At 51.1% G+C, this 25982-nt stretch carries 24 protein-coding genes and 2 tRNA genes; 16 read left to right on the top strand and 10 right to left on the bottom strand.

The annotated features are described in order from the left end of the window. Nucleotides 1-515: 515 nt before the first annotated feature. Together E1N14_RS11110 and E1N14_RS11105 are read left to right on the top strand one after the other, a co-directional pair. Entirely contained in the window at nucleotides 516-1898 is a 1383-nt protein-coding gene (locus tag E1N14_RS11110; RefSeq protein WP_044734497.1) for a Na+/H+ antiporter NhaC family protein, read from the top strand. Nucleotides 1899-2147: 249 nt separating this feature from the next. Next, complete coding sequence (locus E1N14_RS11105; protein ID WP_025010406.1) at nucleotides 2148-3032, top strand: hypothetical protein; 885 nt, start codon at nucleotides 2148-2150, stop codon at nucleotides 3030-3032. A 69-nt stretch (nucleotides 3033-3101) separates the two neighbouring features. Here E1N14_RS11105 and efp read toward each other — a convergent pair whose 3' ends face one another. The 6 genes from efp to E1N14_RS11075 all read right to left on the bottom strand — a co-directional run bounded on the left by efp (nucleotide 3102) and on the right by E1N14_RS11075 (nucleotide 6948). Beyond that, entirely contained in the window at nucleotides 3102-3665 is a 564-nt protein-coding gene (gene efp, locus E1N14_RS11100; protein WP_025010405.1) for an elongation factor P, read from the bottom strand. A gap of 45 nt (nucleotides 3666-3710) precedes the next feature. Beyond that, on the bottom strand, nucleotides 3711-4907 hold the full coding sequence (earP, locus tag E1N14_RS11095) for an elongation factor P maturation arginine rhamnosyltransferase EarP (RefSeq protein ID WP_062793775.1): 1197 nt from the start codon (nucleotides 4905-4907) through the stop codon (nucleotides 3711-3713). Nucleotides 4908-4984: 77 nt separating this feature from the next. Continuing rightward, on the bottom strand, nucleotides 4985-5512 hold the full coding sequence (gene fldA, locus E1N14_RS11090) for a flavodoxin FldA (protein ID WP_025010404.1): 528 nt from the start codon (nucleotides 5510-5512) through the stop codon (nucleotides 4985-4987). 54 nt (nucleotides 5513-5566) lie between these two features. Beyond that, complete coding sequence (gene ybfE, locus E1N14_RS11085; RefSeq protein ID WP_025010403.1) at nucleotides 5567-5836, bottom strand: LexA regulated protein; 270 nt, start codon at nucleotides 5834-5836, stop codon at nucleotides 5567-5569. A 14-nt stretch (nucleotides 5837-5850) separates the two neighbouring features. Continuing rightward, the gene (locus E1N14_RS11080) at nucleotides 5851-6072 is read right to left on the bottom strand and encodes a DUF2788 domain-containing protein (protein WP_025887393.1); all 222 of its coding nucleotides are present in this window, start codon (nucleotides 6070-6072) and stop codon (nucleotides 5851-5853) included. Between the two features lie 99 nt (nucleotides 6073-6171). Then, nucleotides 6172-6948: an alpha/beta fold hydrolase gene (locus tag E1N14_RS11075; RefSeq protein ID WP_025010402.1), complete on the bottom strand. Its 777-nt coding sequence runs from the start codon at nucleotides 6946-6948 to the stop codon at nucleotides 6172-6174. 299 nt (nucleotides 6949-7247) lie between these two features. On the opposite strand from E1N14_RS11075, the gene seqA reads away from it, so the two are divergent. Next, nucleotides 7248-7802: a replication initiation negative regulator SeqA gene (gene seqA, locus E1N14_RS11070; RefSeq protein WP_025010401.1), complete on the top strand. Its 555-nt coding sequence runs from the start codon at nucleotides 7248-7250 to the stop codon at nucleotides 7800-7802. Nucleotides 7803-7839: 37 nt separating this feature from the next. Beyond that, nucleotides 7840-9489, top strand: a complete 1650-nt coding sequence (pgm, locus tag E1N14_RS11065) for a phosphoglucomutase (alpha-D-glucose-1,6-bisphosphate-dependent) (protein WP_025010400.1) — start codon at nucleotides 7840-7842, stop codon at nucleotides 9487-9489. Between the two features lie 70 nt (nucleotides 9490-9559). Here the strand turns inward: pgm and msrA are convergent, their stop codons facing one another. After that, nucleotides 9560-10039: a peptide-methionine (S)-S-oxide reductase MsrA gene (gene msrA / locus E1N14_RS11060; RefSeq protein WP_025010399.1), complete on the bottom strand. Its 480-nt coding sequence runs from the start codon at nucleotides 10037-10039 to the stop codon at nucleotides 9560-9562. A 296-nt stretch (nucleotides 10040-10335) separates the two neighbouring features. On the opposite strand from msrA, the gene astE reads away from it, so the two are divergent. From astE to E1N14_RS11015, 9 genes are all read left to right on the top strand, one after another. Next, the gene (gene astE / locus E1N14_RS11055) at nucleotides 10336-11373 is read left to right on the top strand and encodes a succinylglutamate desuccinylase (protein ID WP_025010398.1); all 1038 of its coding nucleotides are present in this window, start codon (nucleotides 10336-10338) and stop codon (nucleotides 11371-11373) included. 163 nt (nucleotides 11374-11536) lie between these two features. Then, nucleotides 11537-12715, top strand: coding sequence for a thiamine pyrophosphate-dependent dehydrogenase E1 component subunit alpha (locus E1N14_RS11050; RefSeq protein ID WP_062793776.1), 1179 nt, complete (start codon nucleotides 11537-11539; stop codon nucleotides 12713-12715). 2 nt (nucleotides 12716-12717) lie between these two features. Then, the gene (locus tag E1N14_RS11045) at nucleotides 12718-13695 is read left to right on the top strand and encodes an alpha-ketoacid dehydrogenase subunit beta (protein ID WP_025887401.1); all 978 of its coding nucleotides are present in this window, start codon (nucleotides 12718-12720) and stop codon (nucleotides 13693-13695) included. A 10-nt stretch (nucleotides 13696-13705) separates the two neighbouring features. Next, entirely contained in the window at nucleotides 13706-15304 is a 1599-nt protein-coding gene (locus tag E1N14_RS11040; protein ID WP_025010397.1) for a dihydrolipoyllysine-residue acetyltransferase, read from the top strand. 167 nt (nucleotides 15305-15471) lie between these two features. Beyond that, a complete protein-coding gene (nadA, locus tag E1N14_RS11035) occupies nucleotides 15472-16539 on the top strand; it encodes a quinolinate synthase NadA (RefSeq protein WP_025010396.1) in 1068 nt (355 codons plus the stop codon). A 155-nt stretch (nucleotides 16540-16694) separates the two neighbouring features. After that, a complete protein-coding gene (locus E1N14_RS11030) occupies nucleotides 16695-18695 on the top strand; it encodes a methyl-accepting chemotaxis protein (RefSeq protein ID WP_025010395.1) in 2001 nt (666 codons plus the stop codon). A 164-nt stretch (nucleotides 18696-18859) separates the two neighbouring features. After that, nucleotides 18860-18947 (top strand) — tRNA-Ser (locus E1N14_RS11025). Nucleotides 18948-19148: 201 nt separating this feature from the next. Next, nucleotides 19149-19236 (top strand) — tRNA-Ser (locus tag E1N14_RS11020). 255 nt (nucleotides 19237-19491) lie between these two features. After that, complete coding sequence (locus E1N14_RS11015; RefSeq protein ID WP_025010394.1) at nucleotides 19492-20685, top strand: amino acid aminotransferase; 1194 nt, start codon at nucleotides 19492-19494, stop codon at nucleotides 20683-20685. 89 nt (nucleotides 20686-20774) lie between these two features. Here the strand turns inward: E1N14_RS11015 and yvcK are convergent, their stop codons facing one another. Next, nucleotides 20775-21677 (bottom strand): uridine diphosphate-N-acetylglucosamine-binding protein YvcK, encoded by a 903-nt coding sequence (yvcK, locus tag E1N14_RS11010; protein WP_025887406.1) that lies wholly within the window; start codon nucleotides 21675-21677, stop codon nucleotides 20775-20777. A 150-nt stretch (nucleotides 21678-21827) separates the two neighbouring features. Between yvcK and E1N14_RS11005 the strand changes: the two genes are divergently transcribed. From E1N14_RS11005 to E1N14_RS10995, 3 genes are all read left to right on the top strand, one after another. Continuing rightward, nucleotides 21828-22655 carry a glucosaminidase domain-containing protein gene (locus tag E1N14_RS11005; RefSeq protein WP_025887408.1) on the top strand — a complete coding sequence of 276 codons (828 nt, stop codon included), beginning with the start codon at nucleotides 21828-21830 and terminating at the stop codon, nucleotides 22653-22655. Beyond that, entirely contained in the window at nucleotides 22633-23262 is a 630-nt protein-coding gene (locus tag E1N14_RS11000; RefSeq protein WP_025010393.1) for a DUF2987 domain-containing protein, read from the top strand. The genes E1N14_RS11005 and E1N14_RS11000 overlap by 23 nt, the downstream gene beginning before the upstream one ends. A 174-nt stretch (nucleotides 23263-23436) precedes the next feature. Beyond that, on the top strand, nucleotides 23437-23889 hold the full coding sequence (locus E1N14_RS10995) for a GNAT family N-acetyltransferase (RefSeq protein ID WP_025010392.1): 453 nt from the start codon (nucleotides 23437-23439) through the stop codon (nucleotides 23887-23889). 90 nt (nucleotides 23890-23979) lie between these two features. On the opposite strand, the gene ttcA is transcribed toward E1N14_RS10995, so the two are convergent. Together ttcA and uspE are read right to left on the bottom strand one after the other, a co-directional pair. Beyond that, nucleotides 23980-24942, bottom strand: a complete 963-nt coding sequence (gene ttcA / locus E1N14_RS10990) for a tRNA 2-thiocytidine(32) synthetase TtcA (protein ID WP_025010391.1) — start codon at nucleotides 24940-24942, stop codon at nucleotides 23980-23982. 78 nt (nucleotides 24943-25020) lie between these two features. Then, nucleotides 25021-25947: a universal stress protein UspE gene (uspE, locus tag E1N14_RS10985; RefSeq protein WP_025010390.1), complete on the bottom strand. Its 927-nt coding sequence runs from the start codon at nucleotides 25945-25947 to the stop codon at nucleotides 25021-25023. Between the last annotated feature and the right edge of the window lie 35 nt (nucleotides 25948-25982).

Genomic DNA, 25982 nt, shown 5'->3' with positions numbered 1-25982 from the left:
GAACCACAACACAGCAGGCAGGCTTGTAAGCCGCGCCCTTCGGGGCTTTCACAGCAACCGGCTCTCTGCGTTATCTGACTTTGACAGGCCCCGGCATGCCTTCAGTCAGATGCCTTGAATGCCAATTGCTGTGCAAGCCAGAGTGCCACGAGGACTTATTCGCACCTTCCTTTACCTTCTTTGAAATAAAAAGGCAGTTTAACTGAATGCTTATATGCAAATGCATACAGAAAAGCATAAAAATGACATGTAAAACCCTTTGAATCATATGATGTTTTTTTTGGAATCGCCCGCAAGGTCAAAATTTGCACTGACTGACTCAATTTATGGTTGACTCATATCCAGTTGCGCATTATTTTCTGCGCGATGTTTTTAGCAAGGCTCCAACAAAAGCGACCAGTTGTTACTGTCCGTCTGGCGGAAAGCCGTAAATAAAGCAGTTGTTTTGGTGGTGTCTTCAACACCCCACATGACTTTATAGGGCCGCAAGGCCATCTTTTTGAGGACCTAAGTGCATGTCTGAGCCGACAGCGTTAAGTCTTGTTCCCCCCATAGTTGTATTGGTGCTGGCCATTTGGCTGCGTCGTCCCATCCTGGCCTTAATCATAGGTGCCGTCAGCGGGCTATTGCTTCTTGACCCCAGTCAGGTGCTGAACAGCTTTGCCGATATCTCTCTCAAGGTGATGGCCGATGAGACCATAGGTTGGTTAATCCTGGTGTGTGGCAGTTTCGGTGCCCTGATTGCCTTGTTGGTGCGCACAGGTGGCGCCTTGGCCTTTGGCCGTAAAGCGCTCAAACTCGCCAAAGGGCCACGCTCATCTCTGCTGATGACCTTTGTGCTAGGCCTGGTGATCTTTATTGATGATTACCTGAATGCACTCACAGTAGGCGAAACCATGAAACGGGTTACAGACAGGTTCAAGATTTCCCGTGAGATGCTGGCCTATGTGGTTGACTCCACCGCAGCGCCGGTATGTGTGTTGGTGCCGCTATCCACCTGGGCGGTGTTTTTTGGCGGACTTCTGGTCAACAACGGTGTGGCCGCCGAAGGCGAGGGGATCCAAATTTATATGCAGGCGATCCCGTATATGTTTTACGCTTGGTTGGCGGTTGCCATGGTGTTGCTGGTCATCCTTGGCATAGTACCGGCAATAGGACCAATGAAAAAGGCGCAGCTCGCAGCGGCGGCCGGCAATCCGGCCAAAGAGCAGATAGATCTGGATGAAGTTCAGACTTCAGATGAATATGCCGTGCGCGCCATGGAGGAGGAGTTTGAGCAGGCCGACAAGCAAGGTAAGCTGCATAACTTCCTGGTGCCAATTTTGCTGTTGGTTGGTTTTACCGTTTACTTTGATATCGATGTCTGGAAAGGCTTGTTGGCAACACTGGTGATTACCCTGCCATATTACGCGGTGCAGCGTTTGATGCCCTTGTCCGAGATGATGGATCAGATGATAGATGGCTTCAAGAGCATGCTGCCGGCCATAGGCACGGTTATCGCCGCCTTTGTGTTTAAGGATGTTTGCGACCAACTGCTGCTGCCTCAATATGTGATTGAGTCCCTGAGTCCCTTTATGACGCCAAAACTCTTGCCTGCAGTGGTGTTTGTGGCCATGGCGATTCTGGCCTTTGCCACCGGGTCCAGCTGGGGGATTTTTGCGGTGACCATTCCCATAGTGATGCCGCTGGCTCAATCTGTGGGGGCTGATATTCCGCTGGTGATAGGTGCCTTGCTGTCGGCTTCATCTTTTGGTAGCCAGGCTTGCTTCTACTCGGACTCCACCGTTCTGGCGGCGCAAGGGTCGGGCTGTAACCTGGTAAGCCATGCGGTGACCCAGTTACCCTATGCCTTGATAGCGGCAGTACTTACCTTTATTGGCTTTATCATAGTTGCCTGATTAGTCGCATGATTAATTGAATGGCGGCTGTTTCAAAGCCTGAGCCTACCCAAAAATCCCCGAGGTTATGCCGCGGGGATTTTTTTATCAAAAGCTTGCCGCGAAGAAGCCATCAATAAAAGCGGATGCAAAAGGTTCAATAGCTCGACATATCAAACGCTTCTCGGCAGTATTGTGAATAACGATACAGGGAATTTGCCTTCTATGGTGTTTGTAAGTGAGTACCACAAGGCTTAAGGACAGAGCTGCATGCATATATTCTTTGCCATTACTGCGCTGCTGTTATTACTCATAACACCTCTAAGCAGTAACAAGAGCCGTTGGTTTACCCCATCACCTCGCCAGGCTATGGCTTTTATCAGCGTTCTTTGGCTAATTGTCTGGGGCAGCTCTGCAATTTTCAAAACTATACTTCCCGATGCTTCAGGCTCAGGTGTGATAAGTGCTATTGCAGGCTTGGTACTGGTTATTTTGCTTATTTTTGCCGGTATCTTAATGATCACCCGGATGGATGGAAAACACAGTGCCAAACGAAGTGCGGCACTTAAGGTTTTTCGCGCCAAACAGCGGCAAGATTATGGTCAAACCCCTTTGATTGAACATTTTAATGTTACTCAAAACCAGGATACTGAAGGTCAGCTCATCTCCTTGAAAGCGGAGATCGTTTTTAAACGCGATCCCTTAATTGAAGACCGCAACATTAAGATAATTGTCTTTGTGGATACCAATAGCCAGACTCTAGGGGCTTCCCTTTATGAAAATGTACTCTTCTCATCCCGCATGGCACTCCAGTGCCAGTCGGAAAATACACTCGTCTACCAAGTGGAGATAGAGGCTGCAGAGATAAGGGACGAGCTGAACCGAATAAGAGGCAGATTGAAAGACAGTTCAAATGAACAGTTAACGGGGAAGGATGAGAGTGATATCAAACTCGACTACTCTGTGTATGTAATCGGTCCTGATTATATTACGGAGCTAGCTGAGAAACCCGGTATATGCTTTACCTCTTTGTCTGATGAGGCGCTCGCTTTGCGGGACTATTATCCGGGAGGCTCCCCCTATGAAGCAGCCTACCCTGCCTTATCGAATGAGAAGTTAATGCTCAATACCCGTTTACGACTGACAAACCAATAACAAGATGTGTTTTTTACGGTACAAAAAAGCCAGCAACGATGCTGGCTTTTACAAAGGAGGGCGATTTAATTAAACGCGCTTCTTGAATTCACCGGTGCGGGTATCGATTTCAATCTTGTCGCCTTCTTTAACGAAGTCGGCAACCATCACCTTCAGATCTGTACCTACGATAGAAGCAGGCTTCATTACCTTACCTGAGGTATCACCACGGGCGGCAGGTTCAGTGTAACCTACTTCGCGAATGATAGTGGTAGGCAGTTCTACAGAGATGGCTTTGCCTTCATAGAAAGTGACCTGACAGATCTCTTCCATTCCATCAACTATGTAGTTGATGGCATCACCCATGTTTTCGGCTTCAACGTCATACTGGTTGAAGTCTGAGTCCATAAAGACATACATAGGATCAGCAAAGTAAGAGTAGGTGCACTCCAGGCGCTCGAGCTGAATATCTTCCAGCTTGTCGTCAGCCTTGAATACAGTTTCAGTGCCGGAACCTTGCAGCAGGTTCTTCAGCTTCATCTTTACCACAGCAGCGTTACGGCCGGATTTGTTGAACTCGGTCTTGAGTACAACCATAGGGTTGCCGTCAACCATGATAACGTTACCTGCGCGGACTTCCTGAGCAGTCTTCATTACGTATGTTCCTATATAAGCGGTTTTTCAATTCAGCGCAGAATCTTAGCGGGTTTTGGCCATTAGCACTAGCCTGTTTGCCAGATCTGCTTCATTTATTGCTTCAGCCGGCCATTTTTTTGCGTGTTGCATCAATGTCGGCATGGCAGAATTCAGTGCCAGCCAGCTTTGGCTGGCTTGGGCTCCCTGGTCGCAGTTGAACGCGGTATTCAGCGTTCGCCAGGTTTGGGCGACAAGGGGAGGCAGATTATGGCAGTATCGTGCCATAAAAGCATCCAATTTTACCAGATGTGCTTGTTCTTCCTGCTGATAGATATGCCAGATAAAAGGTTTGGCGGCCCACTGAGCTCTTAAAAAAGAGTCTTCCCCGCGAACTATGTTGAAATCGCAACTCCACAACAGCCGATCATAGCCATCTTGATCTGTCATCGGCAGGATTTGCACCTTGAGTGCGCCGCGACTGAAACTCTGGCCTGCTTGCCAACTGACAGGATCTTGCCAGTCGACTTTGGGTCCTGAATCCTGGTTAAATTGCTCAAGCAAAGGCGCGATACAACCTAAGCTGCGCCCCTTGGGGACTAACAGTTGTACCCGCCGCTCACTTTGCTGCCAAAGTTCCAGCAACGCCGGCAAGGCTTGGGTCTCGTAGCTGAACAGGCTGATGAGGTAATCATCAGTGCCAATATCACTAAGCCCCATCTTTGCCAAGTGTTCCATGGCGTGTTCAGGCTTTGCTTGCCAGGCATCACGCTCGCTAAACAGAGACTGCTCGCAGATGAGTCCGCCTGACTTTGGGGTAAAGCCAGGGAAGAAAAAGGTCTTCTTGACCCCTTTGAGCGCCGGCGAACTGAGGCCGTGGCAATCATCTATCCAGCTCTCGGCGCTGAGATAGTCCAGATTTATCCATTTAGGTGCCTTGGCAAGCTCAGGCAGGCTTGTCAGCACTTCCGAGGGCAAGTCGCAGGCAAAGGCTTCTATCAATACTTCGCCCGGTTGCCAGGCTCGGGGTAGGGGAGACAGCCAATGGATGACTTCAACACCACCAAAGTGTTGACTGACAAGGGCCGGGTTTAACTCGGGTAAAATGTGCGTAAAGCTGTTGAGGTCATCGACCCACAAACGTACTTTAATACCATATTCGCCAGCCAGCTGCCGCGCCAGGCGCCAGGTAACGCCTATGTCGCCATAGTTGTCCACCACAGTACAGAAGATATCCCAATGACGCAGATTATCGGCTTGCATCTTGTTTCTGTTTCCTGAGTAATAGCCAATAAAAAGGCGGCCATATAGGCCGCCGGAGAGTTACCGGGGAGCGAATATCAGTCTTCCAGCTCGGCCAGGCACATCTCTTCGTAAATCTGTTTAACCCAGGCGTCGACACGCTCTTCGGTCAATTCAGGCTGGCGGTCTTCATCTATACCCAGGCCAACAAAGTGCTTGTCGTCAACCAGCCCTTTAGAGGCTTCGAAGTTATAGCTGTCAGTCGGCCAATGGCCAATGACTATTGCGCCGCGCTCTTCAACGATATCTCGGACCATACCCATGGCATCGAGGAAGTACTCGGCATAGTCTTCCTGATCGCCGCAACCGAAAATGGCCACCAGCTTATCGGTAAAATCAATCTGCTCCAGCTCAGGGAAGAAGTCATCCCAGTCACATTGAGCTTCACCATAGTACCAGGTTGGGATCCCGAAGATCAGCAGGTCGTATTCGGCGATCTGCTCTTTGGTGCTCTTGGCGATATCCTTCACCTCAACCATCTTCTTGCCCAGTTTCTTCTGGATCATCTTGGCTACAGCTTCGGTGTTACCTGTATCGCTACCGAAAAAAAGACCTACAGTTGCCATTGTCTTTCCTTTAATGTCTAGTTCGCTATTTACTTCGATCTTTCCTGACAGGGGCTAACCTAGCTGCTCCTGAAGGATCAATTCTATTAACTGGCTGCGGCTGATGTTACTGGCCAAAGCCTTCTCATTCAAGGCGTCATATAAATCTTGTGACACTTTTAACTCTATTCGTTTCAGACCCTTCGCCCGATCCCGCATGATCTGGTTACGTTTATTCACCTTGAGCTGCTGCTCGCGGGGCAGAGGATTGCTTCTGGGCCGTCCGCGGCGCTTTTCAGTGGCAAAAAGGTCTATGGTTGTTCTATCTGTTGCTTCTTTTGCCATTTGAAATCTGATGTTTAACCTATACCTGAGCCTTCCCAGGTCATTTGAATTATCCCCTTGGCGACAAAGCCTGCACAGCCAAGGAAGAGTACCAACCAAACAATGAAGCGACCAAACTTGGGTACGTTACCCTGATTGAGTACATCCCTGATGGCCATACCGATAAAAAAGAAAATTGCTGCGAAAAACAGATCCAGTCCAACGGCTTCTATCTGTTGCATATACTGGTTCAACACGCTGCAGCCTCCCGGTGTTCCCTAGCCAAAAAGAGGCGCGAATATAGCATATTGGTTCAGGGGCTGCTACCGCATTTACCCTCAGCAAGGGCTTGGATATTAATCGTTACTGTCAATGAAGTCGGACACTATACGGTTGAATATCACCGGTTTCTGGGCGTGTAGCCAATGCCCACATCCCTCCAGGGTCTTGGCTTTGACCTTAGGAAACTGAGCCACAATCTCTTCTTTGTAAGCGGCGGTCACATAGTTTGACTCGCTGCCCCGGATCATCAAGGTGGGCCCTTGATAGCTAAGTTGGCCACCGCAGCGCTCAGGGCCATTATGCCAACCTATGATAGCCGGATAACTTTCAATCAGCCCCGGCAGATTCATCTTCCACTCAAAGCCGGATTCGCTGCGACGCAGGCTCTTGAGCAAAAACTGCGCCGTCGCCTCATCGATCTCATGATTCAAAAGATGTGCCAGCGCCTGACGTCTGTCTTTAATATCCAAAGGCATGCTGTTTAGGCCGGCAAACACTTTTTCATGTCTCGGCGAGTAGGCCACAGGCGCAATATCGGCGGCGGTCAGGGATTGTACCCGCTGCGGATAAGCCAGCGCGGTTGCCATGGCAATCTTACCGCCCATGGAATGGCCCACCAGATGCACCTTGCCTATAGCCAGTTCATCAAGCAGGGACACAAGCGCTTTTGCAAGCCCAGGATAGTCCATTTGCGGCCAATGTTCGCTCTGACCATGATTGGGGCAGTCTATCCTTATTACCCGATGATTTTGCTCAAGCAGAGCCCCGAGTGATTTGAGATTATCCAAATCACCGAATAAGCCATGGATCAGCAACACCGGACTACCGCTTCCGGTCGAAACAAAGTGCATACAGCCCCCTCACAGTGAGTTTGTTGCCAGTATTTCAGCAGGGGGCAAATTCTGCGACAAAGGTCAGTATTTGACAAGGATGGATGCGGATTTAACACTGGCTTTGACTGCTTTTTCAACAAATTGGCTGTGCAAGTCATAGGTTTGTAACTCTATTCTCGCATTTTGATGGATTGAGCCTTCCACCGATGGCGAGTTATGGCATACTTTGAGCCAAATCGCAGCCGCGCCCCAGATGTGCTTTGACGGCAATGTCATGGCGGCTGCATAGAACAAGTTGAAACTAAAGGAATCGGGCCATGAAATATATTGAGGTGGATGAGGAACTGTATCGCTTTATTGCCGGGAAAACCGAAAGGATAGGCGAAAGCGCATCGGATATTCTTCGTCGACTGCTGGGCTTGGATGTGACAGCCGTTGAACCCAAGGCACCGGTTGAACTCAGCCAGCCAAGCATGGAGCAGGGTTATCGTCCCAATACATTACCCGAGGCCGAGTCAACCCTGGACTTTGACAACCTGTTTAGCAGTGCGGCTATCGAAGCCCAAAAGGGGGCTGTTGGACGTTTTCTGTTTGCCCTCGAATGTCTCTATAACCAGGATCAGCAAGGATTTGAGCAGGTACTGCAGGTTCAGGGGCGTGATCGCCTCTATTTTGCTACCTCGAAGGAAGCCTTGCTTAAGGCCAGTAAATCGGCCAACCCCAAAGAAGTCGGCAGCAGTGGTTTTTGGGTAACCACCAATAACAACACTGCCAAGAAGCACACCATATTGTCTGAAGTGTTGGAAAAGATGGGCTGCGACGGCGAAAAGGCCAAAGCGATTGCCGATAAGGCACTGCCGCTTAAGGTATAAATCTGTATTCCAATATCCGCCATCAAGGAGCATTATTTTGGCTATTCATGAGCGGGCCGGTAACAAGGCCATGCAGAAGGATCTGGTTAATATTCCGCGGCTGATGAGCCACTATTACCGAATTGTCCCAAACTGTGATGACCCGGCCCAGAAAGTGAGCTTTGGCACCTCGGGGCACAGGGGCAGTTCCTTAAGCGGCAGCTTCAATCAAAACCATATCTGGGCCATAACCCAGGCTGTGGTAGATTACCGCCAATCTCAGGGGATTGAGGGGGCACTCTATCTGGGCATGGACACCCATGCCTTATCTGAAGCGGCTTATATTTCTGCCATCGAAGTATTGCTGGCCAACAATGTTAAGTTGGTGGTGCAAGAGAGCCAGGGCTTTACGCCTACGCCTGTCATCTCCCATGCCATAGTTAGCGCAAACCGAAATGCCGCAGAGCTCAGCGATGGCATTATTATTACCCCGTCCCACAATCCGCCTCAGGATGGCGGAATTAAGTACAATCCGCCCCATGGTGGGCCGGCAGAAGGTGAGATTACGGCTTGGATTGAGCAGCGAGCCAATGACTATCTCAAGGCACAGTTGGAAGGGGTCAGGAAACTCAACTACGGCGTAGCCACCAGTATCGGACTCATCAAAGAAGCGGATCTTATTGAGCCCTATGTTGCCGATCTCGCCTCTGTAGTAAATATGCAAGCCATCAAAGATGCCGGCGTCCGTATAGGTGTCGACCCTCTGGGCGGCTCAGGCATCCATTACTGGCCACATATTGCCCGCCGTTATGGCGTGAATATAACCGTGGTCAACGACCGGGTCGATCCCAGCTTCGGCTTTATGCCACTGGATAAAGACGGCAAAATCCGCATGGACTGCTCATCGCCTTTTGCCATGGCAGGCCTGCTTAAGCACATGGATGAGTTCGATATCTGCCTTGGGAATGATCCCGACTACGACAGACACGGGATAGTCTGCCCAGAGACAGGGTTGATGGACCCCAACCACTTTTTGGCGGTGGCGATAGATTACCTGCTGGAGCACAGACCCGATTGGCCGCGGACGCTGCAAATCGGCAAGACCTTGGTTTCCAGTGGCATGATAGACAAGATAGTTGCCTCACACGGTCGCAAGCTTTGTGAAGTGCCGGTTGGTTTCAAGTGGTTTGTCAGTGGTTTGAGTGAAGCCAGCCTGGCCTTTGGCGGCGAAGAAAGCGCCGGCGCCGCCTTCCTTCGACGTGACGGCACAACCTGGTGCACGGACAAAGACGGTTTTATTCTCGGGCTGCTGGCCGCTGAAATCCTCGCCGTTACCGGCAAAAATCCAGCCGAGCGTTATGCAGAACTGGCTGCGATACACGGTCATTGCTTCTACAAACGGATAGACAGCCCCATCAATGCCAAGCAAAAGGCGCGTTTTGCCACCCTCAATGCAGATACCCTGGGGGCAGAGACTTTGGCCGGAGACAAGATTGAGGCGGTACTGACCAAGGCCCCCGGCAATGATGGTGCCATTGGCGGTATTAAGGTGCTAACCGACAACGGCTGGTTTGCCGCCAGACCTTCAGGTACTGAGGCACTCTATAAAATTTACGCCGAAAGCTTTGTCAGCGAGCAGCATCTGCAGCAGATACTGGAACAGGCGAGAGCTCTGATAACCAGCGCCCTAAAAGGTAAGCCGAACTGAGCTTAAGAGATTGCCAGTTCAGTAAAAAAGCGCAGCCGTGAACACAGTTGCGCTTTTTTATTCCCGGGGATCAATATTCAAGATGGCAACTGGGCAGGTTATTCTTCTGGATATAGTCCTGATGATATTCTTCCGCACGATGAAACTGTTTCACTGGAACAATTTCCGTCACTATGTGCCGCTGACCCCACTTACCACTACGAGCCAACGCCAGTTTTGAGGCCTCAGCCTGTTCCTTCTGCTCTTTGCTATGAAAAAAAATCACGCTCCGATACTGGGTGCCGATATCACCACCTTGGCGATTGAGACTGGTGGGGTTGTGATTGCTCCAGAAAACTTGCAGCAGCTCGGTAAATGAAACCTGGGCTTCATCGAACTCCACCTGAACCACTTCGGCATGGCCGCTGTTTCCCTGTTTTACCTCTTCATAGCGGTTGATTCTATCATCACCGCCCATATAACCACTGGTGGCGTTTAATACCCCGGGCACTTGACGAAAGAAATACTCCACCCCCCAAAAACAACCGCCACCGAATGTTGCTACCGCCATTGAATTTACCTCTAGATGTCCAGATGGCCAAAATTATGCGTGATAAGTTTTTCCGGCGCAAGTGGTGTATTTGTCGGAGTGGCTTTTTTGCTCCTTAGTTAGATAAGAACTATCTGAAACCAGTTCGCGAGCCTGGCATTGGATAGCTTTAGTCACATCGCCAACTTAATAAGCTGTGGTACTATGAAACCTTGCTCTCTGGCGCTGGTCTCAACAAGCAAACGCATTGCAACAAGTTCCCAGGAGACAGCGTTAATGGAAACAACAGCCAAATCGGCAATAAGAAGGAGTATTTCGTGTTACAAGCCCTGAAGGATAATCCTGACTTCCTGTCATTGACTCTGAATAACCCCAATTCATTGGAGAGTATTAGTGGCACGCTTGGCGACCACACCCGGATAGCGATTTGGGACACAGGAGTCTTGCTGTTTGAACCTCTGGACAACCAGAGTGATAAAGATATCGTGCTGTCATCCGGGGTACACGGCAATGAAACTGCACCTATCGAACTGTGTAATGGCATTATCAAGTCGCTGTTAAAGCAAGAAATACGGGTAGGGCAGCGAGTACTGTTCATGTTCGGTAACCCGGCGGCAATTAACCGTGGCACCCGTATTGTCGATGAAAACCTCAACCGGCTGTTCAGTGGCGAACATTCCAATCCCCCCGGGCTGGTGAACCCGGAGCGGATCCGCGCCAAGAAACTGGAAACTTATGTCACACGTTTCTTCGAAGACGCACCACAAGGGGCAAGACAGAGGATCCATTACGATCTGCACACCGCCATTCGCGGCTCCAAGCATGAAAAGTTTGCCATCTATCCCTATCGACCGGGTAAGGCTTACAGCCGTGAACAATTGATGTTCCTGGAGGCGGCCGGAGTCGATACCGTGTTGCTGCATCACGAACCCACAACCACTTTCAGCTATTTCTCGTCAAATCAGTTTGGCGCCGACGCCTTTACCATTGAACTTGGCAAGGTTTACCCCATGGGACAAAACGATATGACACGTTTTATCGCCACCCGGGAGATGCTGAGCCGTTTGATCTGCAAGCAATCGCTCGAACTCGAGGAGCAGGCGCTTGAGCGGGTCAATATCTATCAGGTCTGTAGGGTCATCAATAAGCAGGCCGACGACTTTGAATTTACCTTCGCCAGCGATGTGGAAAACTTCACTGCTTTCCCCAAGGGTTATGTGCTGGCGCGGGAAGCGGGCCGGGATATTCGAGTAGAGCAGGACTCGGAAGCCGTGGTGTTTCCCAACGCCAAGGTGCCCATTGGCCAACGTACAGTGATCTGCCTGGTTCAGGCCACAGAGGTGCCATTGGCCTGAATTGTAAACCAATATATACGCGCCGATCCCATGCTAGTTGGCAAAGCACCCAAGGCGGGAGTTGCTTGCTAGTTTACGTTAACGTAATGTTCGGGGCGCGTACTGAAAAAATCGGTAGGGCCGGTTTCGAGCCGGACAAACCCAGAGATAACAAGAGCACACTATGAGCAACGCAACAAATATGAATGAGACGGTGCATCGGGTGAGTTTTTTGAACAAGGACTCGCTGCATATCCCTGTACTCAAAATACTTCAGGCCGACGGCACCACCTATGAAGAGGCAGTATTGCCCGTCATAGATGAAGCCCTGTCACGCAAGATATTCGATACCTGTGTCTTTACCCGTGTCCTGGACGAACGTATGTTGGGCGCCCAGCGTCAGGGAAGGATCAGTTTTTACATGACCTGTATCGGTGAAGAAGCCGCCGTTATCGGCAGTGCCGCTGCGCTGGATGACAAGGATGTGATCCTTGCCCAGTACCGCGAACATGCCGCATTGCGTTATCGCGGCTTTACCACTGAGCAGTTTATGAACCAGATGTTCAGCAATGAGAAAGATCTGGGCAAAGGCCGGCAGATGCCTATTCACTACGGCAGCCGTGAACTCAACTATCAAACCATCTCTTCACCGTTGGCGACCCAGATCCCGCAGGCATCCGGCGTAGGTTACTCGCTGAAGATGCAGGGCAAGCGTAATGTCGCTATCTGTTACTTCGGTGAAGGTGCCGCCTCTGAAGGTGATTTCCATGCCGGTCTTAATATGGCCGCAGTTCACAAAGCGCCGGTCATCTTCTTCTGCCGCAACAACGGCTACGCCATCTCAACCCCTACGGAAGAGCAGTACGCCGGTAACGGCATAGCCAGCCGCGGCGTTGGTTATGGCATGCACACCATCAGAGTCGATGGTAACGATATGCTGGCGGTTCTGGCCGCAACGCAGCAAGCCAGAGCCTACGCGCTTGAAAACAACGCGCCTGTGCTGATTGAAGCCATGACCTACCGTCTGGGCGCCCACTCATCTTCCGACGACCCATCCGGTTATCGCTCCAAAGAGGAAGAAGCCAAGTGGCAACAGCACGACCCTGTGAAACGCTTCAAGTTGTGGCTTATCAACAAAGGCTGGCTCAAGGAAAGCGACGAGACCGAGCTGTATGAGAAGTATCGCGAGGAAGTGCTGGCCGCGGTAAAAGTGGCCGAAAAGGTTCCGGCACCAGCCATAGAAGCCATCATAGAAGACGTTTTTGATCAGCCGACAGCGGCGCTCAAGCAGCAATTAACCGAGCTTAAGGCCCACGTTGCCAAGTATCCGAAAGCCTATCCTAAAACAGCAGGGAGATCATAAGCGTGGCACAGATGAATATGTTACAGGCCATCAATAATGCCCTGACCATAGCGATGGAAGCCGACGAAAAAATGCTGGTTTTCGGGGAAGACGTAGGCCATTTCGGCGGTGTGTTCCGGGCAACTTCCGGTTTGCAGGAAAAGTTTGGCCGTGAGCGCTGCTTCAATACTCCACTCACCGAGCAGGGGATTGCCGGCTTTGCCAACGGCCTGGCTTCCAACGGTATGACGCCGGTAGCGGAAATCCAGTTTGCCGACTATATCTTCCCGGCGTTCGATCAAATCGTCAACGAAGCGGCCAAGTTCAGATACCGTAGCGGCAACGAGTTTGATGTCGGCGGCCTGACCTTCAGAACCCCCTATGGCGGCGGCATTGCCGGCGGTCATTACCACTCCCAGTCACCGGAAGCCTACTTTACCCAAACACCCGGTCTCAAGGTGGTGGTTCCCCGTAACCCATACCAAGCCAAGGGTTTGCTGCTGGCCTCCATTCGCGATAAGAACCCAGTGGTCTTCTTCGAGCCCAAGCGCCTGTACCGCGCCTCTGTCGGCGATGTGCCGGAAGGCGATTATCAATTGGAGCTGGGTAAAGCCGAAGTGGTTCGTGAAGGTAAAGATATTACTCTGCTCGCCTGGGGCGCGCAGATGGAAATCATAGAGAAAGCAGCCGATATGGCCAAAGAGGAAGGTATTGACTGTGAAGTCATCGACCTTCGTACTCTCGCGCCTTGGGATGTGGAAACCGTGGCCGAGTCGGTGAAAAAGACCGGCAGATTGCTCATCAACCACGAAGCGCCGCTGACCGGTGGTTTTGCCGGTGAAATTGCCGCTACCATCCAACAGGAATGTTTCCTGTACCTGGAGTCGCCCATCAGCCGGGTCTGTGGTCTGGATACGCCATATCCATTGATCCACGAAAAAGAATATATGCCGGATGCGCTTAAAACCTTTGAAGCCATCAAGGCCTCGGTGAATTTCTAGGAGAGCCAGGATGATTAAAGATTTTATTTTGCCCGACATAGGCGAAGGTGTTGTCGAGTGTGAACTGGTGGAATGGTTGGTGGCTGAGGGCGATACCGTCGCCGAAGATCAACCCGTTTGTGATGTGATGACAGACAAGGCACTGGTGCAAATTCCTGCGCCTTTCCCCGGTGTTATCAGTAAGCTTTATTACGCCAAGGGTGAAATTGCCAAGGTGCATGAGCCTTTGTATGCCGTGGAAGTGGACGCTGTAGACAGTGAAGCGCCAGCAACCAGCGTGGCCGGCGCTGCTACCGCTGCACAGCCGAGTACTGGTGCTGCTGGCGGTAGCAGCCAGGTGGAAGACTTTATGCTGCCGGATATCGGCGAGGGCATAGTAGAGTGCGAACTGGTGGAGTGGCTGGTCGCAGAAGGCGACACTGTGGTTGAAGATCAACCCATCTGCGATGTAATGACAGACAAGGCACTGGTGCAAATCCCGGCGATGAAGGCCGGTAAAATCGTCAAGCTGCACTACCGTAAGGGGCAGTTGGCCCAAGTGCATCAGCCACTGTTTGCCATTGAAGTTGCAGCTGAATCAGGCAGTGCACCTGTGGCTCAAACCGCTGCAGCAAGTGCACCATCTGGCTCAGCCTCTGCCGCCTCTCAAGCCCAGACTCAAGCCCAGAGCGGCTCGCAAACGGCTGGCTGCAGTATGGTGCCCCAAGGCAAGGCACTGGCGAGCCCAGCGGTAAGACGTATGGCTCGCAGCCTGGATGTCGATATCGCCAAAGTGCCTGGCAGCGGCAAAAATGGCCGGGTCTACAAAGAGGATATTGAGCGTTTCCTTAAGGGGGCGACTCCTCAGGCCCAAACCAAAACTTTGCCACAAGGCCAAGTACAAACCGGCGCAGCGGCAACCGCAAACGACAGGGTAGAGCCTATCAAGGGCGTTCGCGCTGTGATGGCGCGGATGATGACGGAGTCAGTTTCCAGCATTCCGCACTTTACTTACTGCGAAGAACTGGACTTGACCGAGCTTATCGCCCTTCGTGAAGCGATGAAGGCCAAGTACTCCAATGACGAGCTCAAGCTGACCATGATGCCTTTCTTTATGAAGGCCATGTCGCTGGCGCTGACCGAGTTTCCGGTGATCAACAGCCGAGTGAACACCGATTGCACCGAGCTCACCTATCTTGGCCGTCATAACATAGGTATGGCCGTTGACTCCAAGGTTGGCTTGTTGGTGCCCAACGTCAAGGATGTGCAGGATAAGTCGATTCTGGATGTTGCCGCCGAAGTCACCCGTCTGACCCAGGCAGCGCGCTCGGGTAGAGTCGCACCTGCCGATCTTAAAGATGGCAGCATCTCTATCTCCAACATAGGCGCTCTGGGCGGCACTGTGGCGACACCTATCATCAATAAACCCGAAGTGGCGATTGTGGCCTTGGGTAAGGTGCAAACCCTGCCGCGTTTCAATGCCAAGGGTGAGGTCGAAGCCCGTAAACTGATGCAGGTCAGTTGGTCAGGTGACCACAGAGTAATAGATGGCGGCACTATTGCCCGCTTCTGTAATCTGTGGAAACAGTATCTCGAGCAGCCGCAGGAAATGCTGCTGGCGATGAGATAATCATAAAGGCCCTGCAATGCGGGGCCTTGTTTTAGGGGTGCTTCGGGAGCAGCACTATTCTTGCCTTCTTAAGGCAATGGCTTTATTTGATCCCAAGCATAAAGTGGTTACGATTTGATGGCAGATTTCGTATAATCGCCAACAGTATTAGTCGCATTGGGTCTGTTATGAGTCAGGTAGCACCAAGCATAGAACACATTCAATATCCTTTCCCGCCAAAACCGGTTCCCTTGTCTGAACAGGAAAAAAGCGAATACAAAGCCAGGATCAAGCAGCTGCTCAAGGAGCAGAATGCTGTTCTGGTTGCCCATTACTATACAGATCCTGAAATTCAGGCACTGGCCGAGGAAACCGGTGGCTGCGTTTCCGACTCGTTGGAAATGGCGCGTTTTGGTCGCGATCATCCTGCCAAGAAGCTCATCGTTGCCGGGGTTAAGTTTATGGGGGAAACCGCCAAGATCCTTAGCCCGGAAAAAACCATTCTGATGCCGACTCTGGAAGCCACCTGTTCTCTGGATGTTGGCTGTCCTATTGAGCAGTTCAGTGCCTTCTGTGATGCGCACCCGGATCACACTGTTGTGGTCTATGCCAACACGTCGGCTGCGGTCAAAGCCCGGGCCGATTGGGTGGTGACTTCCAGCATAGCGCTGGAAATCGTTGAACACCTGGACAGTGAAGGCAAAAAAATCATCTGGGGGCCAGACCGTCACTTGGGCAGTTATATTGCCAAGCAAACCGGTGCCGAGATGTTGATGTGGCAGGGCGAGTGTATCGTTCACGATGAATTCAAGGCCAGGGCCTTGCGTCAATTAAAGGCGCAGCACCCGAACGCCGCGATTCTGGTTCACCCTGAATCTCCGGCGAGTGTGGTGGAAATGGCCGATGCGGTAGGTTCAACCAGCCAGTTGATCAAAGCCGCCCAGACCATGGACAATGATACCTTTATCGTGGCCACTGACAGAGGCATCTTCTACAAGATGCAACAGGCAGCACCGGGCAAGACCTTGATTGAAGCCCCAACCGGCGGTGAAGGCGCCACTTGCCGCAGCTGTGCTCACTGCCCCTGGATGGCAATGAATGGCCTCAAGGCGATAGCCAGTGCGCTGGAAAGTCAGGACAACAGCCAGCATGAGATCTTTGTCGATGAAGAGCTGCGTCAAGGGGCTCTGGTGCCTCTGACCCGGATGCTGGATTTTGCCAAGACCCTCAACATGCAAGTCAAAGGCAACGCCTGATAAACCCGCAAGAGTTTGAACCAAGTCAAAGAGCCTGCAAATGCAGGCTCTTTTTCCATTTACACTCGGTTTGATCGACTATACTTGCCGACGTATGCTAAAAATTGTATTTCATAGCAATAAATTAGTAAGTTAGCTGCTTAAAGGATGCATCAATGAAATGGCAATGGATTGAAAATCTTCCTCTGAAACACAAATTTCTCTTGGTTATCCTGCCGCCTTTCATTGCGGCAACCCTGTTTGGTATTTTGTTGTTCAGCGATCGGCTGTCGCTTGCCAATGGCCTGGAAGAAGTGCTGGATCTCAGTGAACTGGCGGTGGTTAACTCGGCGCTGGTGCATGAGCTGCAAAAAGAGCGCGGCATGAGCGCCGGTTATCTCGGCTCCAAGGGCAAGAGCTTTGCCGACAAACTACCGGGCCAGCGGCAACTCACAGATAATCAACTCCAACAATTCAATGATTTCTTGAATAATCATCAGCTTCCCACCGATTTTGCCGCTGATTTAACCGAGGCAAGGAACAGCATTGCCCGCTTGAGAGAAATTCGCAGCCAGGTTGATAGGCAAGGGATAAGCGTTGCCGAAGAAGTGGCGTTTTACACACAGCTGAATAAATTACTGTTGTCGATTGTCGATCTCAGTGTACAGAAGGGCGGCGATCAACAAATTGCCATGCAAGCTGCAGCATTCTCGGCCTTTTTGCAGATGAAGGAACGCGCCGGTATCGAGCGGGCCGTACTGAGTTCAACCTTCGGCCAAAGTGAGTTCAAACCTGGTGTCTATCGCAAATTTATCACTCTGGTTTCCGAGCAGGACGCTTATCAGGAAAGGTTTGTGGCCTTGGCTGATGAAACCGCACTCAAGAATTTACAGGTATTGCAAGCCCAAGCCGCAGTGGCTGAAGTGGCTCGCTTGAGGGAATTGGCCTTTGGTCAGAAAGCCGAAGAGCTCAAGTCTCAATCTCCCGAAACCTGGTTTGCCCAATCCACTGCCCGTATCGATCTTCTGCATAAGTTTGAGCAGCAGCTGTCAGACAAACTGCTGGCAGAGACTCTGAGTAAACAGCAAAGCGCAGCCAATCAGACCTGGCTTCTACTTGGGATCATGGTGATAGGTCTGATCATTGTCAGTCTGGTCTCCAGCATCATACTCAAGTATCTGCACGGCAGCTTGAGGGAGTTACATCAGGGCGTAACCCGAGCCAGGGCTCACTATGACTTAAGCGTGCGTTTGCCCCATACGGGCAAAGATGAATTTGGCGAGCTGGCCGAGTCTTTCAACAGTATGATGACTGACTTTGAACAGGTAATACTGCGCGTCCGCTCCAGCAGCAAGACCCTGCTTGGAGTGGTGCAACAGATGGAACAACACTCGACCCAGATGCAGGCCGATGTATCTGTTGGCTACAGTGAGACAGAACAAGTGGCTTCGGCGATGACAGAAATGAGCTCAACCGTACAGGAAATTGCCTCCAATGCGGTACGGGCCTCGGAAGCTTCCAATCAAGCCAGCACTGAGGCCAGGGAAGGGAGCCTGGAAGTGGGGCGCACGGCATCGGCCATCAATGAACTGGCTGAAGAGATCAGTTATGCCGCCGATGCAATATCCAAACTGGATAAAGATATTCACGGCATTGTCAGTGTACTGGAGGTCATCAGTGGCATAGCCGAGCAGACTAATCTCCTGGCTCTGAATGCCGCTATCGAAGCCGCCCGGGCCGGCGAAATGGGCCGCGGCTTTGCCGTGGTGGCCGATGAGGTGCGCAATCTGGCGCAGCGGGCACAATCTTCCACCGAAGATATTCGTAATATGACAGTAAGGCTCAAACAGGGCGCCGAAGTGGCGGTAGCCGCCATCACCAAAGGCAAGACGCAGGCGGGTACCAGTGTCGATGAGGCCAATCGCGCCGGTGAGGAACTAAGACGCATAGTTGAGCACGTGGAGGTTATCGATAGCATGAATGAACAGATAGCTGCCGCGACCCATGAGCAATCGGCCGTATCAGAAGAGGTGAATCGCAACGCTATGAAGATTAGCGATATTTACCGTAATACTCAGGATATCGCCAATGAGCTTGGCAAACTCAATGAGCTGTTGATTAAAGACGCCAACAAGATGAGCGATGAAGTGAGTAAATTCCGCCTCAATGAACATTGATTGCAGCATTTTTCACCCGCTTTGTTCAGCAAACGCGCAAACGGATATTATGGCGGATTTTTGCTTGACCGGCATTCGCCTTTTGCGTAAAGTACCGCTCCATCAAGGGGATAGAGATATCTCTTGCTGAATGTGTTGATACGCACAGTAAATAGTATCGATGCGGTGAGGTGTCCGAGTGGCTGAAGGAGCACGCCTGGAAAGTGTGTATACGGCAACGTATCGAGGGTTCGAATCCCTCCTTCACCGCCAGATTTAGACGACGGGGTTCAGTTTAGGCTGAACCCCGTTTTCGTTTATAAAGCCCAGGGGATGATAGGGGAGTTATCTTAGGCTGTTCTGTCCTTCAAGGCTAAAAACCAAGCGAACGGATGATAATGCGTGATAAAGCATTGACCCGGCCTTTGGAGTTCTCTATAGTAGCGCCCCGTTGAGACGCAATGTCCAACGTACGGTGAGGTGTCCGAGTGGCTGAAGGAGCACGCCTGGAAAGTGTGTATACGGCAACGTATCGAGGGTTCGAATCCCTCCTTCACCGCCAGATTCTGATAACGGGATCCAGTATCAACTGGGTCCCGTTTTTCATTTCCGAACCTAACCGACATCACAAACGGGCTGAAGTCATCCGTAGCGCACTTCGTTGTCATATCCATGACAAATTTCCTTTCTGAGTGAATATCCTTCAAGTAATAAATTAAATGACTCAGAATCTGCCAAGGAGACTGTAACCCGGGCGAGGACAATGGTATAAATGGAGCCGATTTGTCCCTACATGTCCAATTACAGGAAAGCTGTCATGATTTTTTCTCAGATTACCGCCGCGCCGGCCGATCCCATTCTTGGTTTAACCGAGGCTTTTAAAGCCGATCCCCGCACGGATAAAGTCAACCTGGGTGTTGGCATCTATAAGGATGAGGCTGGCCAGACCCCGGTACTCAAGTCGGTCAAGTTGGCAGAGGCCAAGTTGCTCGAAGAGGAAAAGACCAAGAGCTATCTCGGTATTGAAGGGGTTGCCCTGTATAACCAGGCGGTTCAACAACTGCTATTCGGTAAAGACAACGCCATAATCGCCGATGGCCGGGCAGTAACGGCTCAGGCACCGGGTGGTACCGGCTCACTGCGGGTCGCTGCCGAGTTTGTCCTGAGCAACACAGACAGCAAAACCATTTGGATCAGCAACCCAACCTGGGCCAATCATAAGAACATCTTCGAAACCGCCGGGCTTGAGATCAAAGAGTACAGCTATTATCAGGCAGAAACCCATGATCTCGACTTCGATGCCATGATGACAGATCTGCAACAGGCGAGTGAGGGTGATCTTGTGCTGCTGCACGGCTGCTGCCACAACCCGACCGGTATCGATCTGAATATCAATCAATGGCAGCAAGTTGCCAAACTGTGTGCAGAAAAGGGCTTGGTTCCCCTGTTTGACTTTGCCTATCAGGGCTTTGGCACTGGAATTGAAGAAGATGCCCAAGGGCTCAGAGCCGTTGCCGCCTTGGTGCCGGAGCTGCTGGTTGCCAACTCTTTCTCGAAAAACTTCGGGCTCTATAATGAGCGTATCGGCGCCGTGACTCTGGTGGCCAAAGACAGTGAATCAGCTGCCAGGGCTTTCAGTCAGGTTAAGCGTACCATTCGCGCCAACTACTCAAACCCGCCGGCTCATGGTGCCATGATTGTCAGCACTATTCTCAACGACGGTGAACTAAATTCCCTGTGGCAGCAAGAGCTGACTGAAATGCGCCAGCGCATAGCCAGCATGAGAACCCTGTTCGTTGAGAGCCTCAAGGCCGAAGGCGTCGATCGCGACTTCAGCTTCATATCTCGTCAAAACGGTATGTTCAGCTTCTCGGGCCTCAACAAGGAACAAGTTGCCAGGCTTAAAGATGAGTTCGGCGTCTACATTGTTGGCTCCGGCCGTATCAGTGTTGCCGGGATGACCAAGACCAATATGCCGGTTATCTGCAAGGCGATAGCCAAGGTGCTCTAAGCCTGTTGGATTTTGCCCAAGCTTAGAAAGGACAGCTGCGGCTGTCCTTTTTACTTATCCGGCCACAAAACCGGTCTTAAAAATGCTGCTCAGGCAATGAGTTTCTTCGGCTGCAGAGCTTGCACCAGGGCGCTGACCAAGGCGTCTCTGTCGTGACAACCACTCTGGATTGGGTCGGCAAGCGGCGAGCGATAAATCAATCCTTCCTGCGCAGGCTGACCATGACACAGCACAGCATCAATACGCCCTGTGCCTATGAGTTGCTGGCACCAATCCAGTTTGGCATTGAGACTGAGTTCCCCTGCCACTGAAGCCTCGGGCTTCAGATTATCGATAAATACCACTTTAGCGGCGCTGTTTTTAATGGCGGTGGCCAACTCGGGCAACAGCAAAGGCGGCATCAAGCTGGTGAGAAAGCTTCCCGGGCTTAAAATTATCAGTTCGGCAGCCGTCAACGCCGCCACCGCTTCCTCTGTAGCCCGAACCATAGGTTCAAGATTCATTGCCACGGGCCGCTCTGCCATGCTGTCGACTTCCAGTTCACCAAACACCTTACTGCCGGAGACATCGAGTGCCAGAAGATGTGTGGGTTGTTCCGACATGGGATACAGACGGGTCTCGATTTTGAGTAGGCCACGGATAAGATTGATAGCCTCAAGCGGCCGGACGCAGAGCTGATCCAACGCAGTCAGGATAAGATTGCCCAGGTTATGGCCGCTGAGCTCGTCCTGGCCATCAAATCTGTATTCGAACAACAAGGAGCCAACAGAAGGTTTATGGGCCAGTTGGCTGAGACAGTTACGTAGATCGCCCCAGGCGATACAGTCATTGCTGTTTCTTAACCTGCCAGTGCTGCCGCCATTGTCTGTTGTTGCTACTATGCCGGTGAGGTGGTTACCCAGAAACGCCAAGGCCGACAGGACTCTTCCCAAACCATGGCCACCGCCAATGGCAACAACTTGCCGATATTGACTGAACAACTGCGCTTGCATAGCGGATCCTTGCTGCGGTTTCAAACCCTTACATTCTACATTAGTGGGGGAAAGCTGCCAGCGGCTGATTTTGTGAAAAGAGATATCTGACATATAATGCGCGGACATTTTCCCCGTAACCTTTGGGCAACAGGCAAAAGGAAAGACTGATTGAAAACCGGAAAACTTGGCTCATTTACCCTGGCACTGGCTTTGGTGATCCTGTCGGTATTGGCACTGAGAGTGTATTTGATACCCAGCTTGAAAACCGCCGAGCAGACTTCAGCGCCACTGATAAAGAACCAATTGGGCGTCAGCTTGATCCCCGATTTCAGCAGTATCAGTGTTGTCAGCGACAAGAAACAGGCGTTTTTTGACTTCCTGCGTCCGGCTGTGCAAAAACAAAACCGGATTATCGCCGAGGAACGTAAATTCCTCGAACAGGTGCAAAAACATCTGCAAAACCAGCATCAGCTCAATGATGCCGAGCAGTATCGTATTCAACGCTTGGCGGAAAAGTATCAATATGCCATGCGCGCTATTGATAGCGACAGCATCAATAAATTGTTGCGTCGGGTCGATGTGATCCCCGAATCTATGGTACTTATCCAGGCGGCCAATGAGACCGGCTGGGGCAGCTCACGCTTTGCCCGCGAAGGACTCAATTTCTTTGGCCAATGGTGTTTCAAGAAAGGCTGCGGCTTGGTGCCGCAGTCACGCACCGAGGGTATGTCCCATGAGGTTGCGGTATTTAAATCGGTCGATGATTCCGTGGCTTCCTATATGCGCAATCTTAATTCCAATGCAGCCTATTCTCTGTTTCGCTCCATTCGCGCCGATCTCCGTAGCCAGCAAGAACCGCTGACCGCTGAAAAGCTGGTCTATGGTTTGGTCAACTACTCGGAGCGCCAGGAAGCCTATATAGACGAATTGCTCGATATGCTGCGTCACAACGAAGAATATTTGGTGGATAACCATGTCGAAAAAACTGCTGTTTAGTGCACTCTTGTTGCTGTCACCCTCTTTGATGGCGAGCCAGGTATCTTTGAACTACGCCGACTTTTACGCGCGGATGAAAGTGATGAATAAGGGGAATTATCAGCTCATAGATCTGGCGTTTACAGTGCCTGAAACCCAGAACTGTCAGGTGAAAGCCGGCAGTATCAGTACAGAGACTGAGCGCTTTCCGCTGACCTTCGATGCCGGCCAACGGCTATTCATTCCCTTTGATGAAAAACTCAAGAATGCCAGGGCCTTGATTAATCTTGAGATTGCAGGTGAAGGGCAAGGCTGTGGCATTGGGATGCAGCTCAGAGTGCGTAATCCCAAGCAAGAATACAGCGGCGACGAGCTGAGAAACATCAGCAGTCAAATGAATGAAGCGCTGAAGCAGATGCAAGGCTTTCCCATGAAGTACTTCGCCAAGCCTATCTCGGGTTTGAGCATAGAGTTTAGCGGCAGTGAAAATGGTGCTTGGTTCGATGGCCGCCATCAGGCGCTGGATAAGCGCTATGAACTCAGTAATGAGGAAATCGCGTTACTTGAGACGCTGAAGTTTGATGCTACACCCAAAGTGATCAGCCCTTGGGTCGCGCCAGGCAAATGACAAACGAGTAACCGCTAAACCCGCTGGGTCAGTTAGTTCTGGTCAAACAAACCAGAGCCTCGCATTGCGGGGCTTTTTATGTCGTATCCGGCACAGGTTCAGCATGAAACCGATATATCGCCTCTCCTGCAACATATAGAATAGTGCGGTTAGCATTTTGAGATCGGAAGTAAGATGATTGAATTAAAGCAGGCTATCGCGACTGAGATTGGCCAATTCGTGGCAATGGAACAGTTGCAAAATACGGCCGGCTTTATCATGCCTTATCCGGCGGAAAAGCATCTGGCTGAAATGACGAAAGACACTGTCCACTATCTTTCGATTTATCAAAATGAGTTACTCGCGGGTTTTATGATTTTGGTCGAGGATAAGCCGAAGGAGATAGAGTTCAGAAGAATTGTTGTCGCCCATAAGGGTCAAGGTTTAGGTCAAAGGGCGATGCAATTGATGGAAGAGTATTGCCTTAATGAGTTAAACGCTTCACGTATCTGGCTCGATGTATTTGCTACTAATCAGGTTGGCCGCCATATCTATCAAAAGCTGGGCTATTGTGAATTCGATGCTACTGAAATCGATACTACTGAGGTCAATGGCAAGCGTTTGCTGTTTATGCAAAAGTGGCTTTAGTTTTGATAGTGGCTTTAGTTTTGATTCAGTAAGCGGCAGTAAACAGAGCATTTCCGAACAAGCACCAAGTGCTTGTTCGGAAGAGTTGTATCAAGGCTGATAGATGCCAACCACTTCGATACGCTGGCTTTGATCTGCATGTTTGGCAGCACTGTCGAGATCGATATGACCGCTGTTGCTGACATCCATAAAGTCAAAGGCGGGCAAATCGGCTTCGGCAACTTCCCCGCTGGCAGGAGCATCCGGATTACGCTCCAGTGCTAAAAAGTCAAACACTGTGCGGTCAACACCCTGGGACGGCGCGGTATTTTGCATCGCAGTAAAGATGGTTTCGATGCGCCCCGGGAACTGTTTGTCCCACAGTTTGAGCATATTTTTGACTTCGGCGCGCTTGAGGTTTTCCTGGGAGCCGCAAAGGTTACAAGGAATGATAGGGAAGGCTTTCAGTTTGGCGTATTCGGCAATGTCTTTTTCTCGGCAATAGGCGAGGGGACGGATCACCATATTGGCACCATCATCCGATAGCAACTTGGGTGGCATGGCCTTCATCTTGCCACCATAGAACATGTTGAGGAACAGGGTTTCTATGATGTCGTCTCTGTGATGGCCCAGCGCTATCTTGGTGGCTCCTATTCGCTGGGCAAACCCATAAAGGGTACCGCGGCGCAGCCTGGAACAAAGCGAGCAGGTGGTCTTGCCTTCGGGGATCTTATCTTTGACTATCGAATAAGTGTCTTTTTCTAGAATATGGTAGGCCACGCCTAAACTATCCAGATAGGCCGGCAGCACTTCTTCCGGGAAGCCGGGCTGTTTCTGATCCAGATTGACGGCGACAATTTCAAACTGCACAGGTGCACGCTGCTGCAGGTTCAACAAAATGTCCAGCATGGCATAGCTGTCTTTGCCGCCGGAGAGGCAGCACATCACGCGATCGCCTTCTTCAATCATGTTGTAATCAGCAATGGCACTGCCGACTTCGCGGCGTAAACGCTTTTGCAGTTTGTTGAGACGAGTGATTTGTTTCTTATCCAGCTCTTGCATAACTTCAGACATAAAAAAATAAGCGCCCAGTAACACTATGGTTCAGGGCGCGTATTATTCCAGCTAAAGTCGGTCGGGTAAAGGGGCGACTCAGGCCAGAGGCGACTTATAACCGTCGGGTTTTACAGCCAGCAGATCGCAGTTGACCGAATCTATCACATGTTCTGCCGTGTTGCCGATAAGCGCGGCAGAGAAACCGGTACGACCCACAGTACCGAGAACGACCAGCTCGGCGTCCAGTTGCTCCGCCAGCTCAGGGATAACATCCTCAGGTAAACCTTCTTTCACGTGGCAGTGGGCGGTATCGACCCCGTAACTGTTGGCCAGATAATTGACCCGCTGCTCATGCTGCATGCGAATGGTTTCGTTGTAGGTGTGGGCATCAAAGTCCGGCAATTCAATCGCCAGGTTGACCGGAGTTCCGGGATAACCGTTGACAAGGTGCACCTCGGCATCAAACTTGGCCGCCAGTTCCTGGGCATGTTCAATGATCTTGCCGTTCAGGGATTGATGCTCCTCATCTTCAGAGGCAACGTTGACGGCGCAGAGAATTTTGCCTTTCACCGGCCAGTCATGCTGTTTTACCAGCAATACAGGCACTGGAGCCTTACGCAACAAGTGCCAGTCGGTGGGGGTGAAAATAACAGCCTTGAGTTTGTCGTGCTCATGGGTGCCTTTGACTATCAGGTCGTACTCTCCCTGAATGGCAAAGTTGATGATGCTCTCGAAGGGGCGGTTATGCCACAGTACTTCGCTGTCCATCTCGAGTCCGGCTTGCTGATGCGGCTTGAGCAGATCGGCAATCCAGGCTTTACGTTGATTGATAACCCCCTGACGCATGGCCTCACGTTCCTGATTGGAAAGAATAGAGGTCATTTCATAGGAGAAATCAAAGATAGACAGAAAGACAGTGATCTTGGCCTTGCTGCGAGTGGCGAGTTCCACCGCGCGGGCAAGGGCAGGCTGTTTTTCCGATGTAGGGTCGACTACGACCAATAGCTTTTGATAATCCCTCATGGCTTTTTCCTTATTCCGCAGGATATACCTATATC

This window comes from Shewanella algae (assembly GCF_009183365.2).
Lineage (GTDB): Bacteria > Pseudomonadota > Gammaproteobacteria > Enterobacterales > Shewanellaceae > Shewanella > Shewanella algae.
The sequence above is the reverse complement of the archived record's forward strand: the minus strand, read 5'-3'. Positions and strand labels throughout refer to the sequence as shown.

Excerpts from the sequence above, each read along its gene's own strand:
- msrA (WP_025010399.1), bottom strand. The coding sequence starts at position 10,039 with ATGGCGGTAGCAACATTCGGTGGCGGTTGTTTTTGGGGGGTGGAGTAT.
- nadA (WP_025010396.1), top strand. The coding sequence starts at position 15,472 with ATGAGTCAGGTAGCACCAAGCATAGAACACATTCAATATCCTTTCCCG.
- fldA (WP_025010404.1), bottom strand. The coding sequence starts at position 5,512 with ATGGCAACTGTAGGTCTTTTTTTCGGTAGCGATACAGGTAACACCGAA.
- uspE (WP_025010390.1), bottom strand. The coding sequence starts at position 25,947 with ATGAGGGATTATCAAAAGCTATTGGTCGTAGTCGACCCTACATCGGAA.
- E1N14_RS11030 (WP_025010395.1), top strand. The coding sequence starts at position 16,695 with ATGAAATGGCAATGGATTGAAAATCTTCCTCTGAAACACAAATTTCTC.
- yvcK (WP_025887406.1), bottom strand. The coding sequence starts at position 21,677 with ATGCAAGCGCAGTTGTTCAGTCAATATCGGCAAGTTGTTGCCATTGGC.
- ttcA (WP_025010391.1), bottom strand. The coding sequence starts at position 24,942 with ATGTCTGAAGTTATGCAAGAGCTGGATAAGAAACAAATCACTCGTCTC.
- E1N14_RS11110 (WP_044734497.1), top strand. The coding sequence starts at position 516 with ATGTCTGAGCCGACAGCGTTAAGTCTTGTTCCCCCCATAGTTGTATTG.
- ybfE (WP_025010403.1), bottom strand. The coding sequence starts at position 5,836 with ATGGCAAAAGAAGCAACAGATAGAACAACCATAGACCTTTTTGCCACT.
- earP (WP_062793775.1), bottom strand. The coding sequence starts at position 4,907 with ATGCAAGCCGATAATCTGCGTCATTGGGATATCTTCTGTACTGTGGTG.
- E1N14_RS11075 (WP_025010402.1), bottom strand. The coding sequence starts at position 6,948 with ATGCACTTTGTTTCGACCGGAAGCGGTAGTCCGGTGTTGCTGATCCAT.
- E1N14_RS11015 (WP_025010394.1), top strand. The coding sequence starts at position 19,492 with ATGATTTTTTCTCAGATTACCGCCGCGCCGGCCGATCCCATTCTTGGT.
- E1N14_RS11105 (WP_025010406.1), top strand. The coding sequence starts at position 2,148 with ATGCATATATTCTTTGCCATTACTGCGCTGCTGTTATTACTCATAACA.
- E1N14_RS11050 (WP_062793776.1), top strand. The coding sequence starts at position 11,537 with ATGAGCAACGCAACAAATATGAATGAGACGGTGCATCGGGTGAGTTTT.
- E1N14_RS11040 (WP_025010397.1), top strand. The coding sequence starts at position 13,706 with ATGATTAAAGATTTTATTTTGCCCGACATAGGCGAAGGTGTTGTCGAG.
- seqA (WP_025010401.1), top strand. The coding sequence starts at position 7,248 with ATGAAATATATTGAGGTGGATGAGGAACTGTATCGCTTTATTGCCGGG.
- efp (WP_025010405.1), bottom strand. The coding sequence starts at position 3,665 with ATGAAGACTGCTCAGGAAGTCCGCGCAGGTAACGTTATCATGGTTGAC.
- E1N14_RS10995 (WP_025010392.1), top strand. The coding sequence starts at position 23,437 with ATGATTGAATTAAAGCAGGCTATCGCGACTGAGATTGGCCAATTCGTG.
- E1N14_RS11000 (WP_025010393.1), top strand. The coding sequence starts at position 22,633 with ATGTCGAAAAAACTGCTGTTTAGTGCACTCTTGTTGCTGTCACCCTCT.